This window comes from Sunxiuqinia sp. A32 (genome assembly GCF_052690465.1).
The window spans coordinates 16,242-36,191 of sequence record NZ_JBQYLI010000013.1 but is presented as its reverse complement, the minus strand read 5'-3'; the positions used below and the strand labels follow the sequence as shown (position 1 = coordinate 36,191).

Here is a 19,950-nt window from a genome sequence, read left to right as displayed (position 1 = left end):
AAATTAAAAGAAGGGAAAATATGTGCTTGACAAAAATCACTTTCATTCCTTAAAGGCTTTTTTGTGGCATTAATTCTATAAAATAAACCCAATTGGTCAAATTTTATATCTTCGACTCTTAACTTGTTTGTTATGTACCTAATAACTGTCCAACCGCTAACTATTCAACTGCGATCCTGATTTTTTATTATCAGTGACAGATTAAATTTCATTTAACCTTCTTTCAAATAACAAACAGCATATCCCCGCTTTGTAAGAACTTTCCTAAAATTCAGCAGTTTTAGGAGTCCGTGGGAATGGAATTACGTCACGAATATTACCCATTCCAGTTACAAATAAAATGAAACGTTCAAAACCCAATCCGAAACCAGCATGCGGAACCGTTCCATAACGACGAGTATCCATATACCACCACATTTCTTCTGCAGGAACATCCATTTCATTCATACGTGCTAAAAGCTTGTCGTAATCCTCTTCACGTTGCGAACCACCAATTATTTCGCCAATTTGTGGAAACAGAACATCCATTGCCGCAACTGTCTTTCCATCGGCATTTTGTTTCATGTAGAATGCCTTAATGTCTTTTGGATAATCAATTAAGATCACTGGCTTTTTAAAATGCTTTTCTACCAGGTAGCGCTCATGCTCACTTTGAAGGTCAGTTCCCCAATCTACAGGAAATTGGAATTTACCCTTTTTATATGGTTTTGAATTCTTTAGGATGTCGATAGCCTCGGTATACGTGCAACGAACGAAGTCATTATCAACAATGAAGTTCAATTTCTCAACCAACTCCATTGAACGTTGATCCTGTGGCTTATTTTTCTCTTCCTGCTGCAAACGGTTACTCAAAAATTTAAGATCGTCCATGCAGTTTTCCAGTGCGTATTTGGTTAAATATTTTAAGAATTCTTCTGCCAAATCCATGTTATCTGTCAAATCATAGAATGCCATTTCCGGTTCAATCATCCAGAATTCAGCCAAGTGACGAGTTGTATTGGAATTTTCAGCCCGAAAAGTAGGCCCAAACGTATAAACTTCGCCCAGCGCAGTTGCTCCAAGCTCGCCTTCCAATTGCCCTGAAACAGTCAGGTTTGTTGGTCGTCCAAAGAAATCTTCAGAGTAATCCACTTCCCCTTCCTCAGTCATAGGAGGATTTACTGCAGGCAATGTAGAAACACGAAACATTTGCCCTGCCCCTTCTGCATCCGAAGCAGTGACAATGGGCGTATGCATGTAGTAAAATCCCTTGTCGTTAAAATATTTATGAATCGCAAAAGCCATAGCATGGCGAATACGAAACACAGCACTGAATGTGGCAGTACGAAAACGCAAATGGGCATTCTCTCTCAAAAACTCTAAACTATGTTTTTTAGGTTGAATAGGATATTTTTCAGGATCAGCTTTTCCGTAAATTTCAATTTCAGTAGCATTTAACTCAACAGCCTGACCACTTCCCTGAGATTCTACCAAATCACCAGTTACTGCCAACGAAGCGCTGGTATTTATATCTTTTAAAAAGTCTTCTCCAAATTTCTCAACATCAGCAACAACCTGCAAATTATTAATAGTAGAGCCATCATTCAACGCGATGAAATTTACATTCTTGCTACCACGTTTGGTTCGTACCCATCCTTTTACCAACACTTGCTGACCTTTTTGGCTTCCGGTCAATACTTCTTTAATCTTAAGTCGTTTCATGTTGTTTTAACTTTTGCAGATTTTTTATCGTTATGCTTAAATAATGAAAGGCAAAAGTACATTTTTCTGCTGAAAAACATGAAAGATGAGACATGAAAAACCATTCGAGCCGAAAAGATAATTTTGATATAATTTTCAAATTAAAAAATACGAAAATCAATGCCGTTTGCTCATAAAAAAAGTCTGCCTTTTCAGACAGTCCTCAGTATTTGGTTTTCTTCCCCATAAAATTCTAACATCCTCCCTGGACGCCTTTCTTCTTTTTCTTTTTTGAAATAGACGGCAATGGTGCAGGAGCACCTGCTGTATTCTCTGCCGGCGCAATTGCTCCACCGCCTAATGCAGAACTAGCACCTTTTCTAAAGTCATATTTGGCAAATTCCTCATTTGGGCTGCCTTCTGCAGGTTTCTCAGGATTCATTACTGTCTCTACCCAGTAATTCAATCCACCTTGCAAAACATAGTTATTTTTGTATCCTAACTGCCGAGTAATCATCCATGCCTCATTTGCTTTGTTGGAGCTGTTAGAATAGAACACATTCAACTTCACATCCTGATTTAAATAATCAGCATAATCTTCGGAAAGCAAATTTTCAAGTGGAATATTGATTGCCCCTGGCAAGCTAAACTTTTCAAAATCTGTACTGCTTCGTACATCAATCAATTGCAGGCTTGGATCTTTTTGAACCAACATATCTGCAACCTGATCCGGATGAACGAATTGCAAGCCTTCTTTTACTTCATCCAACAGTTGTTCTGCAGTCAGTTTATAGGGTTTCGTTGTATTCTCGGGAACTGCAGCTATAATCATTCCCAAAGGTATTATAACACTTGCTAATATTAATCTTGGTCTCATGCTACTAAATTTTACTTTTGGTTAATTTGATAATCAGAGCGGGCAAACTTCTTCTCAGCCCATTCACCAACCCAAAACATGCCCAGGGCAACCAGAACAATCAAGAAGGTAAGCATGCCTCGTGATAAACCTAGCCAATCACTTAAAAGAGGATTTCCCATAAACTGGGCTTTGTAAAATCCTTCCCAGATAGGATAACCTTCGGCAAAAATGAGTATTCCAAGGAAAATTCCTCCAATGAATGCCAATGCATCAAGTTTTCCAATTGCAGCAGCGCAAAAGGAAGTTCCGGGGCAATATCCTCCAAGGATAAAACCTGCCCCCATAATTACTCCTCCGCCAATAGCCGACCATAAGAACGTAGGATTAATATAAATAAAGCTTAAATCGATCCATCCAAAAAGGCTCATAAACAATAAACCAATGCTTCCGGTGATTGCAGCAGTAAAAAACACTTTTAGAACGGTAGTATCGTAACCATAGAACATTCCAGCCAACCTGCGACTGGATGAAAATCCGTTGCTTTCCAATACGAAACCGAAGCCGATTCCAATTAAAAAGGCAATGAAAAAGTTTGTATTTGGAGAAATTATTTCGTTTACAATTAGTGGTCCCATAATTTATAATTGAATGAGTGATTTACTGATTGATTTCATTTTAAAGCCAAAGTTTTCTGGCGAAGTAAGCTAACGCAAATGCAGTTCCGAAAATAGCTGCCATCGTAACAAACCCTCCTGCTGAAAGAACAGACATTCCGGTCAAAGCAGATCCACTGGTGCAGCCTCTCCCCAATTGCGAGCCAAAACCAAACAGAATTCCCCCTAATACAGCAAAAATAATTCGAATTTTGCTTGTTACGTTTGGTCCTTTCTCAACTTTAAACTTTAAACGTCCAGCAAGTGCTCCGGACAAGAAACCACCGACAAGCACTCCCAACATCTCAAATACCAACCATGATTTTAATGGATGAGCATGAGCCGCTTTATACTCTTGATAAAAAAGTGCACTTTCAGTATGGGAAGGAGCAATAGTCTCAATCCCCGCAACAAGTGCCGCCTTAGGCGCACCGCTGGCTCCAAGCCCACGACCTGACACCCAGAAAGCTACAATTAGCACCAATCCCAGCAATACTCCGCCAAGATATGGATTCATATATTTTTTAGGTTCTTTCATATTATATTGTTTTTCAATTTGTTTTTTACTGTCATCCTGAACTTGTTTCAGGATATATAATGGATGGAGATTCCGAATCAAGTTCGGAATGACCTGTCGACTACCTAGTACAACCAGCGGCTCATTTGCCCGGCGTAAGTAATTATAAACCGAAGCATCAAACTCCCAAAAAGAACTAACACTACCGGAATATAAACTGGAATTTTCTTGTGTCTCAATTCCATTATTTCGAGGATTGCCGGCAAAACCATTCCAATAACCACTACAAAAATCCAAAACGGAGCAGTATATGGCCCTCCTAAAAACATATCCACCGCATCAATCTGCACCTGAGTACTGGCTTTAAACCCCATAAACATGTGGATGACCAAAAACAACTCAATAACAATCAATAGAAGGTCGATCTTGGAAAACAACCGACGTTCCTTCTTACTTTTTGCAAATAAGATGATGGCTGCAGCACCAGCTGACAGACCTGATGTTAAAAACAGTGGCCCCAAAATTGAGGTATTCCAGAGTGGTCGGGCATTAAAAGCCGATAATAGGATACCGGTGTAAATACCTAGAATGATCGACAACGTCGCAGTCACCCAGGCAAGTCCTTTCTTATTTTGTAGAAAAAAGTCATTCAATTCAACCAAAACCACATTCTTCCATTGCCATTTCGGAAAAAATTCCTGAATATGAATAGACACCCAAATAATTGAGATTGGAGTAATTGCCATTAAAGTCCAGGCTCCCCATGACATTGGCGACTGAAGTTTTATAGTTGTGTAAAGCTGCCAAAAATAAAGTTTATGACGTAAATCAAGAAACAAAGCGCCCAAGCCAATGACCAATAAAAATGGGACAATGATAGGTGCGCGGCGCACAGCTCCAGCATATTTTGATTCTCTTCCCAAAATCACATAAAGCGAGGCAAAAAACAGAATACCTGCTGCTAAACCACCCAAAAAAAGATAAAGGGGAATTTGCCAGTGCCAGATTTCCAAATGTGGATCAATGTTCGGGTTTAACCGTCCGCTGGTAATAATTTCTTCTCTCATCTTTTCAGTTTTAGATCAAATAATAAACCTGTGGTTTTGTTCCTGCTTCAGGAATTAAGGTTTTATATTTTCGTTTTTTCAATACTTTAGAAACATCGCTGTTTGGATCATCCAAATCGCCAAAATACATGCATTTAGTTGGGCACACAGCCACACATGCAGGTTGCTGCCCTTGCTTAATTCGATGATCACAAAATGTACATTTATCAACGTATCCGTCAGGGTGGGCATAACGTGCATCATATGGACAACTCGCAATACAAGCACCACAACCGATACATTCGTGAGGGGTTACTTTTACGATGCCACCATCTACATAATGACTTGCGCCAGTAGGACAGCAACGCACGCATGGAGAATTATCACAGTGATTACAACGCTCTGATCGAATCTCGATCTCCAACTGAGGATATGTTCCATCGGTTACCTCAACGACCCAGTCGCGACAGTAACCAATTGGCACATTATTTTCTGTCTGACACGCTACTACGCAGTCTCCGCAACCCACGCATTTTTTCGTATCAATGGCCATTGCATATCTCATGATTGCACCTCACTTTCTTTTTCAAATCGAAATGTCACAAAGTTTCCGCGCATTCCTGTTCCACCCATTATTGGATCCATTAACACCCGGGTTATTAGTTGTGAATCGCTGGCGCCTTTCCCAAATGCACGACTCAATTTTTTGTTTGCATGTCCAAATCCGTGAACAATATAAACCGAATCAAAGCGGATGCGTTCAGTCACGCGAACTTTCACAGCGAAATCAGATACCACGCCATCCTGGTTTTGCAAATAGATAGGCTGACCACTCGAGAGTCCCCATTGTTTTGCGACCTTTGGATTTACCCAAACTACATTCTCATCCATCAAATCAGTAAGATTTGGATTGTTTGAAGTACGACTAAATGTATGCATTGGTGCTCTACCATAATTTAAATGATAGTATCCCGCTGGAGGTTCCATATGAGCATTGTAAACAGGCATCGGATCAAATCCTTCTTCAGCTAGGACTGTTGAATAAAGTTCAATTTTCCCTGTATTTGTATAAAATTCTACATCTTCACCATCCTTATAATACAAACCACTATACTCCCGAGGAAAGTTTTTAACTCCTATTCTTTTCATTTCTTCCAAAGAAGATCCAATTTGTTTCAATTCCCAATCCAACTTTTCTTCAAAAGTCTCCCATGAAAAATATTCCTCCAATCCCATCTTCTTGGATAGTTCTTTTGCCATCCAATAAGCAGGTTTTGTATTGTATTTTGGTTCTGCCGCGGGCATTCGAAGTGCAATGTTTGGTTCCCTCCCCTGAACAATTCGAAGGTCATCCCAACGTTCGAGATAAGTACACTCTGGTAAAACAACATCTGCATAACCGGTAATCTCCATTGGCATGGTATCAACTACGACCATGAAATCAAGGTTTTGAATTGCTTCCAAGGTCTTTTTCTGATCAGGTAATGTCATGATCAGATTAGTACCATTTACAATCCACGCTTTGATACTGCAATCAAGGTCAGGCGATGGAATTGTTGCGTCACAAACCCCAGAGGCCAAGGCAAGGTCTGCCAATTTATATTTTCCCCCCATTGCGTCACGCCAAGTGCGAGTTGGTTTTGGAAATGGCGGATGTGGATGTGATGGCACCGATGCTTTCTCAGGCACGTAAAAACCTCCTCTTCGTCCCCATGATCCCAACAATGCATTTAATATAGCAACTGCTCTCAAACGTTGCGTGTCATCTCCATACCAGGTGACATGTCTTCCTGGGTGAATAATAACAGAAGGAGAAGCATTTGCCATTTCGCGAGCAGTTTCCCGAATCACGTCTGGCTTAATTGTAGTAATTCCATATGCCCACTCAGGAGTATAACTTTTCACATGAGCTTTTAACTGCTCAAATCCATAGGTGTATTTTTCAACGTACTCTTTATCGTACCAATCGTTTTCAATAATGACATTGATCCAGGTAAGCAGTAAGGCGATATCTGTTGCCGGCTTAATCGGCAGCCAAAACTTTGATTTACTTGCTACTGTAGAAAACCGCGGATCGACAGTGATGATAGATGCACCTTTGTCAATAGCATCTGACATTTCCTGAACCTGCCCATTGTGCATGTTTTCACCTAAGTGAGAACCGATCAATACCAAACAACGGGTATCGCGAATATCTGTTGGCTCAGGAGAATTTAATCCTTCTCCGTAGGTAGCAATAAAGGCTACTTCTCTTGGTCCACGACACTGCGCATAAGAAGGAGCAGCAATATTACCAGAACCAAATGCTTTTAATAAATCACCTAAATAATGACCTCCCGAACCGTGAGTAAACAAAGCAGTACATTCAGCGCCATGTTCATCTTTCACTTTTTGCAGCCCTTTTGCAACTACATCCAATGCTTCGTCCCAACTTGCTTCACGGTAAGTTTGATTTCCATTTTCATCGGTAACACGAATGAGTGGAGACTTCAAACGATCCTCATCATTGTACATTCCAACGCCGCCGGTACCGCGAGGGCAGAGCCTTCCGTTGCAATTCGAATCATCATCGTTACCAATTATCTTTTTGATTTTACCATCTTCATCTTTATAAACCCAACCTGCACACTTCCAAAAACAAACCTCACAATATGTAGGAGTTCGTTTTAAATCCATTGGACCAAAATCGCCCAATTCTGAATTCGAATAGGGTGGAATTGTCGATCGGAGTTGTTGTGCTCCAAATATAAGTCCTGCAGCACTTAATGAAGAAATTTTTATAAAATCACGACGTTTTTGAGCCATGTTTTTTTTGTTTTGTTTATTAACTGCAAATTTAATTTAATACGAATATTTATATATATAATAAAGTGCATATCTATATATTCGAAACCAATTTAGATTTAATATAAATATGCATATATCTTAATATATTGATCCTCAATTCAATTACAAATATTTGCTCTTTATTTAAATCAAATACAAATTACAATATTCGAATAATAAATTCGAATGATTTAAAAAATATATCAACCTTAGAACAAAAAAAGCGCTGGATAACCAAATCCAGCGCTCACTCTCAAACAGCACAAATCCTAGGTGAATATTATCTGTGTTCCTTCCCCCCCAGACATCGCATAAAATTCACCGACAGTAATAATATCTTGAACATGTTCCGTCAAATCATCTTTTGTGAGCTTAAACATGTCTGCTGCTAATTTACAGGCATATATTTCACCACCTCCTGCAGTGATCATATCAAAAAACTCATCTACAGGTGGAATATCCAGTTCATCCATTTGCTTTTTCATCATTGCTGAAACACCCGCCTCAACTCCCGGAATCGCACCAAGCAAAGTTGGGAAAGGCAATCCTCCAGGCATTCGCATTGCCGGATTTCCAACAGTACCTGTTTTAAGCTTATTCATCTGTTTTTTTGTAATTGCATCCAGCCCAAAAAAAGTAAAAAACAGTTTTGCCTCAATTCCTTCCATTACCGCACCATTTCCCATAATCAATGCTGCATATACATCTTCTATTGTTCCTTTGGCACAAATGATACAAACTTTTTTTAATGGGTAATCCTTTGATTCGCTCATTGCTACATCATTTAAAATTAAACACAACTGCTTGGTTTTGGAATTCCCGCCAAACGTGAAGATATCTTCAATGGTCCGCCTGGAAAAAGTTGATACAATCCTTTAATATCAACAATCCCTGATTTCCCAACTTTACGAATCGTTAGGGTTTCGCCTGAAGCTTGCTTTTCGCGCAAAAAGTTTAATACCTCAATGTGCTTATCAGTTAATTCAATGCCTGCTTCTGCAGCCAATTCATTAGCCACATCCAATGTCCAATCAGACATATTCACCAAATAACCATCAGCGGTTACTTGTATAGTCTTTCCTGCATAATTTTTCTCTGCCATTTTCTATGATTTTAGTTTATTATTTTGATGTTAGATTTCTCATAAATACGACCATAAAACCCATTGCCCTTTTCATTTCGGGTTTTCGCATTTCTTTTAGCAATTGCCAAATGGAAAATTGTGGAACATTTGCCGTATCAATACTACCATATACTTTAATTGCATTATTGATTGCGTTCATCATTTCGGGCTGAGTCATAGACTTTACTGTTTCCATAATAGACACCACATTATCTGCCAAGTGTGTTACATCCTCCGGGCTATAATGTGAGACAATGTTGTCAAAAACCCGTCCAGTTTCACGGAAAAATTCAAAGTAACCCCGTTGATCCAATTCGTGCATCTTATGGGTAAACTCAATAATTAGCTCGTTCGCAATTGGAGAAGCATCTTTCATAAAATCAGCCATGCTTTCAAATGCTTCCAATGCTTTGCTCATATTTTCAATATTACGAAGCAAACGAAGTCCTGCACTTTTAAGTTGGTCCGGATCAAGCTCGACCTGACGGTTTTCCAATTCCTCAACAGCTGTATCATACACGTCCTTTCCAACAATAGAAAGGTCTGCAAATAAATCCTCCAATTGATTCGTTTTTAAGCGCTGCTCATTCACATATTCAAGCAACAAATCAACCTTTTGATTCAATTCCAGTACTTGTTGTTGTAATGCTTTTTCTTCCATGCCTTACGAATTGACGTTTTTCTTGCCAGCCATTGTCATCAATGGCTCAACCGGTAACTCTTTCCCTTTCAGTAAAATGTGCCAATAAATCCATCGAAACATGATCTTTCCATAGTGATTTATCTTCGTGTTTTTAAGTAATCCAAACGGGCCAATTCCCGGGAGAGGAAACGTACCCGGAAGTGGTTCTGTATCATAATTAAAATCGATTAGTGCACCTTTGCCAAAACCTGTTTCGATATAACAATTAGCGTGTCCATCAAATTCAGCAAGCAATGGACGTCCTTCAATTGCACTCAACATATTTTCAAATAAGATTTCTCCTGCAAAATGAGCAACACTTCCGGCTTTTGATGTTGGCAAATTTGCTGCATCACCAATTACAAAAATGTTTTCAAAAGCTTCAGATTGAAGGGTCTCCTTATTCGTTGGAACAAAATTCATATCATCGCCCAAACCACTTCGTTCAATTACTTCTGAGCCCATATTTACCGGAACAATAGTGAGGACATCGAACGGTATTTCTTTTTCATCATATGACTTAATCACTTTTTTATCATTGTCAACACTTTCCAAATAGAAATCAGGAACCACCTTGATATTCTTTTCATTCAGTAACTCGCTCAGCATTTTGGTAGCTATCGGTTTTGTAAATGCTCCGGGAAGCGGAGTTACATAGGTAATATCGACTTTGTCACGAATCCCTTTCTCTGTGAAGTAGGCATCAGCTAAACAAACAAATTCAATTGGAGCAACCGGACATTTAAAAGGAAGTTCCGAAATACACAAAACCAATTTTCCTCCTTCCCACTGTTTAAAATATTTCTGAAGAGCCACAGAGCCTTCAACAGTGTAAAAATCAAATATCTCTTTGTACCAAAGTTTATCCTTTAATCCGGGAGTTTCCTCAGGGACAGTCTGCGTGCCTGTTGCGATAATTAAAAAATCGTAATTCAGTACTTTGCCACCCTCAAGCAACACTTTATTCTCCTCCCCAATGATTCTTTCAATCCTGGAAAAAATGGACTTTACTCCTGCAGGAAAAAAATCGGCCTTTGGTTTTATTACATCCTGTTTATTGTATATTCCAAATGGAATAAATAAAAACCCAGGCTGATAATAATGAGTTCGGTGTTTATCTACAATGGTAATCTCCCAATCATCCCGATCCAAAGCTTTTCTCAGTTTATTTGCCATCATTGTGCCGGCAGTTCCAGCACCTAATATTACAATTCGTTTCATCGGTTTGCATGTTTTATTGTTCGTTGTGAAATTAGGGAGGGGTGTCAACAACAACCAATAAACCAATATGATAATTATCACGTTATAATATTTATCACATGAATTGACTATTTTAGGGGATGGAAAAGAGGTTGGTAAAATGAAAAAACACAACTGTAGCTGCGAACAATGTCAATTAAAATCACTCTTCTTTTCGCACGTGACTGAAGAATTTTTAGACACGATCTGCACGAATAAGCAAGAGAAGAATTATGAAAAAGGAGAAATCATAATTAGTGAAGGTGATCCTATCCTCGACTTTATTTATTTAAAGAGTGGATTGGTAAAACTTTCCCGTAAGAATGGTGAAGAAAAAGACCAGATTATTAGTTTTGCAAAGCCTTTCGATTTTGTCAGTTTGCTCAGTGTTTTCTCATCTGACACTTATAATTATTCAGTAACTGCAATTGAAGAATCGGTCACTTGCGTACTTGATTTGCAAGAGGTTAAAGATATGGCACAGAAAAATGGCCAATTTGCATTGGACATGATGAACCGGATAAGTTCTGCAACTGATCGAATCATCTTGGACAATATGGAAATCAAGAAAAAACATTTACGTGGACGAATTGCTTATATCTTACTATACTTTTCAAAAACAATATACCATGACAATGATTTTGCATTACCAGTATCGCGAAGAGAAATTGCTGAATACATCGGAATGACCACCGAGAATGTTATTCGGACCCTGTCTGAATTTAGAAAAGACAAAATTCTCAAGATTTATGGAAAGGAAATTGAAATTATTGACATGAAAAGGCTCGAAGATATATCAACTCACGGTTAATATAACTACTATTAATGAGTCTTGAATTTCTATCTGGAAAGGTCCTCTGGAGAATTAAGATTGTAAAATATATCTGGAAATTGACGAACAAGCTTTTGAGCTTCAAATACAAAAACATTCTTCTCTTTAATGATTTTCCGAAGTTTTAAATCGTCAGCTTTAATTTTTTCTTCAAAAAAAGTACTCAGACGTTTATGGTAGATTCCAGCCAGTGGCTCAATCCCTTTGCTGTGAGTTGGAATAATGGCATCCTGATTTGAAATTTCATTCATCATCTCAACAAACAACTCCTTTTGTAGAAAAGGAGTATCGCAGCTAATTACAATATTCCAATCTGTTTCAACTTTCTTTAATCCAGCTTCGAGTCCTCCAATTGGTCCACAACCTTGAAAATTATCTGAAACAACCTGGTTACCAAAACCATCATATCCAGATTGATTTGAAATGATAAGAATTTCACTACAAATTGGGTTCAACAGTTTAATAGCATATTCAACAAGCTTCTTTCCATTGAATTCCATCAAACCTTTATCCTGCCCCATTCTTGAGCTTTTCCCTCCTGCCAATATTATTCCGGATATTTCCATTTTAATTGCAAAAAATATTCATCAAATTTGTAAAAAATTTATCGCTCAAAAAATAAAAATGTTATATTTGCACCCGCTTTAGCATATAAAGCAAATATGGTGGTTGTAGCTCAGTTGGTTAGAGCACTGGATTGTGGTTCCAGGGGTCGTGGGTTCAAATCCCATCATCCACCCAAAAAGAAGCTCTGTTGTTATCAACAGGGCTTTTTTATTTTCCACCAATCGCAGCTGAACTAAATCAATTTTATAACTACAAAATAAAATTCATTTTCTTTTAATCAAATAATTTATATTTTTACTACAACTGATAACTACACACTATAAAAACATTAATTCACCCTATGTATCAATCACATTTTATCACAGATTCTTTCCTTATCATATTTGAGCATTACAAATATTTAAGTTGCAATTACTCTACTAACTTATATAATTACTCACCCTTTTAATCAACTATTATGAAAATCAAATTCACCCAGCTGATTTATTTATTTCTTTTCGTAGGTATTATTCAATCCTCATTTGCACAAAAATCACCCGTGAAATTTGGAAAAATTAGTGCGGAAGATTTTGAAGATGAATATTGTCCGATAGATTCAAATGCTCATGCCTACTTTATATTTGACAGCGGCTGGTCTAGATTTGAATATGCAAATAAGACAGTTGATACAAGGTATGCCGGTTCGAACAAGGGATTTCAACTATTATTTAATCGCCATTTCCGAATTAAAATAATTGATGACCAAGCTTTCGACTGGGGAAACATTGAAATTCCGTTGTATCATGCGGGAAAAGGTAAAGAGGAAGTTACACGAATACGGGCACTAACTTATAACCTCGAAAATGGTAAGGTAATAAAAACAAAGATTGAAAAAGATGCGGTCAATACCGAAGAATCCAGCAAATATTGGGACATTGAAAAACTTGCGATGCCAAACGTAAAAAATGGATCAATCATAGAAGTTGAATATACAATCAAATCTGATTTCTATTTCAATCTACGAGAATGGTTCTTCCAGCATTCAATCCCCTCATTAAGTAGCCAGTATGTAGTTGAAATTCCTGAATATTTTAAATACAATGTATCCCAAACAGGTTATTACCAAATTGTAGCTGAACAAAAAAGCCGCAATAGGAAACTGGAACTAACATTTAAAGAAGGTGATACCGGGGGACAAAAATACAATCAGACATTTGACTACAAGGAAAATGTTTACATATTTGATGGCACCAACATACCGGCATTTCCGGAGGAAAAGTTTCTTAAAACTGAAAAAAATTATTTAACGAAGGTGGATTTTGAATTGCAATCGACCCAATTTAATCATGGAAAAGTAAACTATTACACAACCACTTGGGAAGAAATCGATGAGGACCTCATGGACGAAGAAAGTTTCGGGAAAGCTCTCACTCATTTAAATTATCTAAAAGACGATGTCGAAAAACTCAGGAACCAAGAAGTTGAAGGTCTTGAGTTAGTCTCCATGGCCTTCAACCATATAAAAAAACAAATTAGCTGGAATGGCATTTATAATAAATATGTAAAAACTTCTTTATCAAAAGCATATAAAGATAAGACCGGCAACTGTAGCGAGGTGAACCTAAACTTGGTTGGCTTACTAAGAGAATTGGGTTTTTCAAGTAATCCAGTAATTTTAAGTACCAGAAAAAATGGGATAATTGTACCAACCCATCCTTCAATTAGCCGTTTCAATTATGTGATTGCTATGATTGCTCTAGACGGCAACACCTACCTACTGGATGCCACCGACCCTGATTCTGAAATCAATCTACTTCCGATAAGATGTTTAAATGACAAAGGAAGAATTATTGGTACTACCGGAGAAAAATGGATTAATCTAATGGACTATATGACCTACGAAGCATCATCCAATTATTCATTAACAATTGGAGAAGACCTTTCGGTCACAGGGAAAGCCTCACTCAAACTTGATGAGTATGCAGCATATCAGGAAAGAAAGGAGTTTGGCGAGTCTAATACGATACAGGAATACGAAAAAAATAAAAATGAAGAAAAGAAAGACTGGAGTATTAAGAATCTAAAACTTGATGGTATTGATTCAAGCAAGGAGCTTATAATGAGCTATGAATTTGACATTGATAATCAAGTCAACAACACAAATGAAATGGCTTATTTTTCTCCAATGGTAGATCCATTTTTTAATGAAAATCCATTCAAACTTGAAACCAGAGAATTTCCTGTGGAATTCAGTTATCCCTATAAAATTCAGCAAATCTACACGATTTCACTCCCTGAAAATTACGAAGTTAGCGAACTCCCTGAAACACTAGTTGCTACTTTACCAAACAATGATGGAAAGTTCATGTATCAGGTTAAAAAGTTTGGAAATGGCCTGCACGTTAGTTCAGTCTTCATGCTTAATAAAAGTCAATTTCTTCCCTCAGAATATGATTTCCTAAAACAATTTTTCCAATTGGTTATCGATAAACAAAACGAGTTCGTGGTTTTAAAATCAATCTAAATGCATAAGAATTTAATAGTACTCCTTATCCTTGTTCTTTCACAATTACACGGTTTCTGCGATAATAATTGGAATGTAAATCTTATCAGCGATTCATTGAAATTCGAGGCAGATGCAGTTGTTCGAAACTACTCAGTAAAGTATCACAGATCATCGATTGATAAATACTCGATGGATGTTCACTATGTCGTAACTATACTCAACAAAGGAGGTGCATCAAGCGCACAGCTACTGATAAACTATGATAAAAACTCAGCGGTAGATAATCTGGAAATCAATTTATATGATGAACAAGGAAATGAAATAAGAAAAGTCAAAAAGAAGGAGATTCAAGATTATGCTTACAACAGTAGTTATACCATGTTTAGCGATAATCGAGTAAAATACTTTAAAGCCTCCAGCAATATTTATCCGTTTACATTTGAATATGTGTACACTATTGAATACGATGGTTTTGTTGGAGTAAGGCCTTGGATGCCTCAAAATCAATATGACGTTAGCACTGAATATGCTGAATTAACTTTTGAGGTGCCAATCAAGTATGATATTAATATTAAAGAGCTAAACCACGATTTCGAATTTGAATGCAAAGAAGAAGAGGGAAATAAAATTTATCAATGGAAAGCTCACGATATAAAGGCAATTTCATGGCAACCTATGAGCCCTGATTATCTGGAAATTTTTTCGGCTGTACTAATTTCACCGGGACAAATATCATATGAAGGCTCTGTGGGAGATTTCTCCAGTTGGGAAAGTTACGGCAAATGGGTATACAGTTTAATTGAATCCAGAGATGAACTTTCAGAAGAAACTGTCGCCAAAATCAAAGCAATTACAGATACAATTTCTTCAAAAAAAGAGAAAGTTAAAGCTGTTTACCAATACATGCAAAATAAAACGCGTTACGTAAACATTGCTTACGGAATTGGTGGTTTTCAGCCCATACTGGCATCGGATGTAGACGAAAAAGGATACGGAGATTGTAAAGCACTGAGCAACTACACAAAAGCACTACTTAAATGTATAGACATAGAGGCTCATTACACTGAAATTGGAAATGGATCAAATCAGAAAATTAAATTCCCAGATTTCCCAACAGCTCGCCAAACCAACCATGTCATACTCTGTGTCCCAATGGCAAAAGACACGGTGTGGCTTGAATGCACCAGTCAGAATGTACCATTTGGGTACATTTGGGGGAGCAACTCTGACAGATGGGCATTGCTGGTAAAAAAAGATGGAGGAGAATTAGTGCGTACACCAACCTATCATACAAATGAGAATACTCGCCACTCAACGATTAAAGTCAATTTAGATGCAGATGGAAATGCAAAAACTCATCTAAAAACGGCATTTGAAAACTATATTTTTGAGGATATTTATTCAACAATCAATTCTTCTCCTAAAGATCAACGAAAATCGCTTTTAAAAGAAATTGATGCGAACTCACTGAACATTACAAACTTTGCTGTAAAAAATGAATCGACCGACAGTGCTAAAGCAACGCTGAATCTATCAGGTGGAATAAATAAATATGCCGTAAAATCCGGCAAACGATTATTTATTGAGCCAAATTTTCTGATTGAAGAAAGCTACCCATCAAACATATCGAATGACAGAAAAACTGTTTTTTATCAAAGTGTCGGGTACTGCTATTCTGATTCAATTGTTATAAACTACCCACAAAACATGGAGGTAGAGTATTTACCCAAAATGGTTAATTTCAATTCAGCCTATGGTTCTTATTGTATTAGCTATCAACAATTAGATAAAAATCAACTATTAATATCACGGTTCGTTCAAATCAATCAGGGGAAATTTGAACCATCTGAATTCACTGAAATTGATCTATTTTTAAATAGAATCAATAAACAGGAAAAAGAAAAAATCATACTAAATGGAGTTGGTTAACTCCTAACCTTTCACTTTCATTTCTGACATAGGAAAACCAAAAGTCAGATTATCTGTTTAACTGTAAAATCAAATTATAAAAGATGTACACAGGATTATTACACTTACACAGCGGATTGAGATGGTTGATTCTACTAAGTTTATTAGTTGTTTTAATTAAGTATTTTATTGGGTGGTTTGGGCAAAAACGATGGAACAAATCAGACAATATTTTGGGAGTAGTTTTTACTTCATTGATGGACTTGCAATTATTGACCGGATTGGTACTATATGTCTTCTTAAGCCCAATTACCAAAATGGCCTTTCAAGATTTTGGAGCAGCAATGAAAAATCCAGACTTGCGATTCTATTTGGTTGAGCATCTACTTATCATGATATTGGCAGTAGCTTTCGTTCATATCGGCTGGTCTCGTTCAAAAAAGGCAACCACTGACCGACTCAAATTTTCAAAAACACTATTTTGGTTTGGATTTGCAGCTTTGTTTATTCTGGGCGGCATTCCTTGGGATCGGATCTAAATAATTACGATATTCCTTAATCTCCCTTGCTTAATATACAAGGGAGCGTTATTTACTAAAAGCGAAAATATATAAATGGTTGAATACCTGATTTAAAGACAAATGCGATAGTTAATAAAACAAATACGACTAAAATCCCTTGTGCAATTAGGGTTGAATGAATAAACCACCCCCTAATTTTTTCCTTTAAGGCTGCAGGAAACCAGCTAAGTATCAACCCAAGTAGGAACACACCAATTACTGGCAAATATAATTTCCATTCAGTACCTGGTTGCTTAAGAACAAAGTGATATTTCAGTTGATTAAACATCTGAAGCACAGTCCTAAAATCTTTTGCGCGAAAAAAGACCCAAGCAATACTAACAAGCTGAAATGTGAAGAAAACAGCCAATATTTCTTTCCACCTTGACAGATGATTTCCAATATTAAAAATCTTTCGGGAAGCTTTTTCAATAACTAAGCCAAGACCATGAATTAACCCCCAAATTATAAACCGGATATTCGCTCCGTGCCACAAACCTCCAAGCAACATGGTTATTAATAGATTTGTATAGGTTCGAATTGCGCCTTTTCTGTTTCCGCCTAATGGTATATACAAGTAGTCTTTCAACCAAAGAGAAAGTGAAATATGCCAGCGATGCCAAAAATCGGTCAAACTTGTTGATTTATAAGGCGAATTAAAATTAACAGGAATCTTAAACCCTAGGATCAACGCCAACCCGATTGCAATATCAGTATATCCAGAAAAATCGCAATAAATTTGAATTGAATACGTATAAACCGCGAACAAATTTTCTATTCCCGAATAAGCCAAAGGTGCCTCAAAAATACGGTCAATAAAATTAGTAGCCAGGAAATCAGCAATGACCATTTTCTTAAATAATCCCTTCGAGATAAGAAATACCGCATGACTAAACTCTTCTCTGCTAAGTTGATATTTTTGATACAATTGCGGAATGAAAGATGAGGCTCGTACTATCGGTCCGGCAACTAACTGTGGGAAAAAACTTAAATAAAAGCTAAAGTCTAGTACATTCTTAACCGATTCGGTTTTGTTATTGTAAACATCAACCACATAACTGATTGCCTGAAATGTGTAAAATGAAATTCCAATTGGTAAAAGAATCGAATGTATGTCTACTGCATCCTTCATAACTTGATTTAGCAGAATTCCAATCCAATTCACCACTTTTAAGTCCGAATCGAAAAGTGAATTAAAAGCATCTGTCACAAAATAAGCATACTTAAAATACCCCAAAAGCAACAAGTTAACAGCAACAGCAGTAATCAACCATCCTTTCTTCCGATGCTTTTCAATCAAAATTCCAAATCCGAAATTTGATAAACAAGAAACGATTAACAACGACAAAAAAGCGCCATTCATTTGATAATAAATAAACCAGCTAATTGCCAAAAGATAAATATTTCGAACTTGATTTTTTTTGTAGATGAAAGAGTAAACCCCTAAAAACAAGGTAAACACCAACCAAAATGCCAGCCCTGTATAAAACAAGGGTTCATCTGGTCGGTATTGCCAAATATTCTCAATAGTATGTTGTACTCTATCAAAAATCATTGCACCGTTATTGAATCATTTGCACACTCTTTTATAATCATAGAGGACAACTCCTCTCCTATTATTTCAGCCCCCTCTTTTGAAAAATGCGTGTAATCTTTGCGCCCTAATTCGGGATTTGCAGAAACCCAATTTACCATTCCTCCTGGTCCCCCCATAAAGGCTTCCAAATCCCAAAAAATCGAATTTGTTTCAAGAGCAACCTGCTTCTGTATTGATTTTATCTGTTCTATATTTGAATATGATTTAAACAGTCCGTTTTGCTTTTTTGCCATATCCGAAACACCCACAATTAATATTGGAACCAATGGATAATTTTCTTTTAGAAAAAGAATTTGTCGCTTAAAATACTTCTTAAAATAAAAATAGTCTTCAGAATCATATGGAACCAAGTTTACTCCAAAATGAAAAACAAATAAACCAGGATTCAACTGCTCCATCATCTGTTCGATATAGGTAGTATCAGACCATTCAAAAGTAGGATACGATAGCCCCCTCAAGGCAATATTGTCAACCAAAACACCATTTTTACTTTCAAGAGAAATGCCCAATATATTCAATTCCGTTTCATTGGTAAAGGTGAGTTTTATGTTCTCAGGAGTCCGGTTGAAATTAACATCAAGAACCCCTATTCCATCTTCCTCGGGTAAACTTCCATCATAAACATTCTCTTTTGAACTGGTTATATTTAGTTGACAATTGCCGGTATTCAGGTAATAAATTTTAATCAATTCATAATCTGCTTTCGGATGAAGCGATTGAATTCTTTTGATGCGAAACCAACCACTTTTTTCATCTTCTTTGAGTATCCCATTTTTAAAAAGCAAACTTGGATTTAAGTAATCTTTATCCTGAAAACTCTTTAAGGTCCAATCATTGGAAAGCTCCAACATAAGCTGATGAGAAGAATTATAAAGTTGCTCAAGTGAAATGAAACCAAGCCCTTTCCCCCCATAACGCAATTGTAGTTCTCTTCGCAATCCGGAAGTAATACGATCATTTTCAATTTGCGAATCACCAAAATATAGAATCCGCACAGGTAATTTCTGATCAGCTGCGTTATTCAATTTATTTTTCAAATAATCAAACTTAATCGAGTCGTTAGGTGAATATATAAATGGCTGAGGATTAAATAAATTTTTCTCTTCCTGTTCAGGTTCAATCGTACTTTCAAGCTCGACAATAGAATCAGTATCCTGAATTTTCTCTGAAATATTCTTTTCAATAATCGGAAGTTTGGTTATTGTATCAACCAACTCTTCTTTATTGACGATAACTTCAGAGACAATAGGTTCCGAACTTCTATATTCATTCAAATAAAGAATAGATAAAAAAGTAGCAATTACGAATAAAAGGAATAAAAAAGCCTTTATAGGATTCATTTTGATAATCTAGCTCTGAATAAAAATAGAGTTAAA

The 19,950-nt window shown here is 36.9% G+C and carries 18 protein-coding genes and 1 tRNA gene; 5 read left to right on the top strand and 14 right to left on the bottom strand.

The features are described from left to right. Positions 1–264 precede the first annotated feature (264 nt). The 11 genes from asnS to sqr form a co-directional block, all read right to left on the bottom strand. On the bottom strand, positions 265–1,701 hold the full coding sequence (gene asnS / locus ACUNWD_RS13765; protein WP_445588401.1) for an asparagine--tRNA ligase: 1,437 nt from the start codon (positions 1,699–1,701) through the stop codon (positions 265–267). Between the two features lie 232 nt (positions 1,702–1,933). Then, positions 1,934–2,557: a rhodanese-like domain-containing protein gene (locus tag ACUNWD_RS13760; RefSeq protein WP_445588400.1), complete on the bottom strand. Its 624-nt coding sequence runs from the start codon at positions 2,555–2,557 to the stop codon at positions 1,934–1,936. Between the two features lie 11 nt (positions 2,558–2,568). Continuing rightward, positions 2,569–3,174, bottom strand: coding sequence for a YeeE/YedE thiosulfate transporter family protein (locus ACUNWD_RS13755; protein ID WP_445588399.1), 606 nt, complete (start codon positions 3,172–3,174; stop codon positions 2,569–2,571). Between the two features lie 40 nt (positions 3,175–3,214). Continuing rightward, positions 3,215–3,811 (bottom strand): YeeE/YedE thiosulfate transporter family protein, encoded by a 597-nt coding sequence (locus tag ACUNWD_RS13750; protein ID WP_445588398.1) that lies wholly within the window; start codon positions 3,809–3,811, stop codon positions 3,215–3,217. A gap of 23 nt (positions 3,812–3,834) precedes the next feature. Further along, the gene (gene nrfD / locus ACUNWD_RS13745) at positions 3,835–4,776 is read right to left on the bottom strand and encodes an NrfD/PsrC family molybdoenzyme membrane anchor subunit (RefSeq protein WP_445588397.1); all 942 of its coding nucleotides are present in this window, start codon (positions 4,774–4,776) and stop codon (positions 3,835–3,837) included. 10 nt (positions 4,777–4,786) lie between these two features. Further along, a complete protein-coding gene (locus ACUNWD_RS13740; RefSeq protein WP_445588396.1) occupies positions 4,787–5,320 on the bottom strand; it encodes a 4Fe-4S dicluster domain-containing protein in 534 nt (177 codons plus the stop codon). Beyond that, complete coding sequence (locus tag ACUNWD_RS13735; protein ID WP_445588395.1) at positions 5,317–7,560, bottom strand: molybdopterin-containing oxidoreductase family protein; 2,244 nt, start codon at positions 7,558–7,560, stop codon at positions 5,317–5,319. The genes ACUNWD_RS13740 and ACUNWD_RS13735 overlap by 4 nt, the downstream gene beginning before the upstream one ends. Before the next feature lie 290 nt (positions 7,561–7,850). Beyond that, on the bottom strand, positions 7,851–8,354 hold the full coding sequence (locus ACUNWD_RS13730) for a DsrE/DsrF/DrsH-like family protein (protein ID WP_445588394.1): 504 nt from the start codon (positions 8,352–8,354) through the stop codon (positions 7,851–7,853). 17 nt (positions 8,355–8,371) lie between these two features. After that, positions 8,372–8,683, bottom strand: coding sequence for a TusE/DsrC/DsvC family sulfur relay protein (locus ACUNWD_RS13725; RefSeq protein ID WP_445588393.1), 312 nt, complete (start codon positions 8,681–8,683; stop codon positions 8,372–8,374). 19 nt (positions 8,684–8,702) lie between these two features. Further along, positions 8,703–9,365 carry a DUF1641 domain-containing protein gene (locus ACUNWD_RS13720; protein WP_445588392.1) on the bottom strand — a complete coding sequence of 221 codons (663 nt, stop codon included), beginning with the start codon at positions 9,363–9,365 and terminating at the stop codon, positions 8,703–8,705. Between the two features lie 3 nt (positions 9,366–9,368). After that, complete coding sequence (gene sqr / locus ACUNWD_RS13715; protein WP_445588391.1) at positions 9,369–10,607, bottom strand: type III sulfide quinone reductase, selenoprotein subtype; 1,239 nt, start codon at positions 10,605–10,607, stop codon at positions 9,369–9,371. A 139-nt stretch (positions 10,608–10,746) separates the two neighbouring features. Between sqr and ACUNWD_RS13710 the strand changes: the two genes are divergently transcribed. Beyond that, entirely contained in the window at positions 10,747–11,436 is a 690-nt protein-coding gene (locus ACUNWD_RS13710; protein ID WP_445588390.1) for a Crp/Fnr family transcriptional regulator, read from the top strand. 29 nt (positions 11,437–11,465) lie between these two features. On the opposite strand, the gene ACUNWD_RS13705 is transcribed toward ACUNWD_RS13710, so the two are convergent. Beyond that, the gene (locus ACUNWD_RS13705) at positions 11,466–12,023 is read right to left on the bottom strand and encodes a molybdenum cofactor guanylyltransferase (protein WP_445588389.1); all 558 of its coding nucleotides are present in this window, start codon (positions 12,021–12,023) and stop codon (positions 11,466–11,468) included. Positions 12,024–12,122: 99 nt separating this feature from the next. Between ACUNWD_RS13705 and ACUNWD_RS13700 the strand changes: the two genes are divergently transcribed. From ACUNWD_RS13700 to ACUNWD_RS13685, 4 genes are all read left to right on the top strand, one after another. Beyond that, a tRNA-His gene (locus tag ACUNWD_RS13700) sits at positions 12,123–12,196 on the top strand. Positions 12,197–12,481: 285 nt separating this feature from the next. Further along, positions 12,482–14,527, top strand: coding sequence for a DUF3857 domain-containing protein (locus tag ACUNWD_RS13695; RefSeq protein WP_445588388.1), 2,046 nt, complete (start codon positions 12,482–12,484; stop codon positions 14,525–14,527). Further along, positions 14,528–16,438 (top strand): DUF3857 domain-containing protein, encoded by a 1,911-nt coding sequence (locus ACUNWD_RS13690; protein ID WP_445588387.1) that lies wholly within the window; start codon positions 14,528–14,530, stop codon positions 16,436–16,438. Positions 16,439–16,521: 83 nt separating this feature from the next. Next, positions 16,522–16,956 carry a hypothetical protein gene (locus ACUNWD_RS13685; RefSeq protein WP_445588386.1) on the top strand — a complete coding sequence of 145 codons (435 nt, stop codon included), beginning with the start codon at positions 16,522–16,524 and terminating at the stop codon, positions 16,954–16,956. A 55-nt stretch (positions 16,957–17,011) separates the two neighbouring features. Here ACUNWD_RS13685 and ACUNWD_RS13680 read toward each other — a convergent pair whose 3' ends face one another. Further along, positions 17,012–18,532, bottom strand: coding sequence for an MBOAT family O-acyltransferase (locus tag ACUNWD_RS13680; protein WP_445588385.1), 1,521 nt, complete (start codon positions 18,530–18,532; stop codon positions 17,012–17,014). Beyond that, complete coding sequence (locus ACUNWD_RS13675; RefSeq protein ID WP_445588384.1) at positions 18,529–19,914, bottom strand: hypothetical protein; 1,386 nt, start codon at positions 19,912–19,914, stop codon at positions 18,529–18,531. Before ACUNWD_RS13675 ends, ACUNWD_RS13680 begins: the two co-directional genes overlap by 4 nt. Positions 19,915–19,950 lie beyond the last annotated feature (36 nt).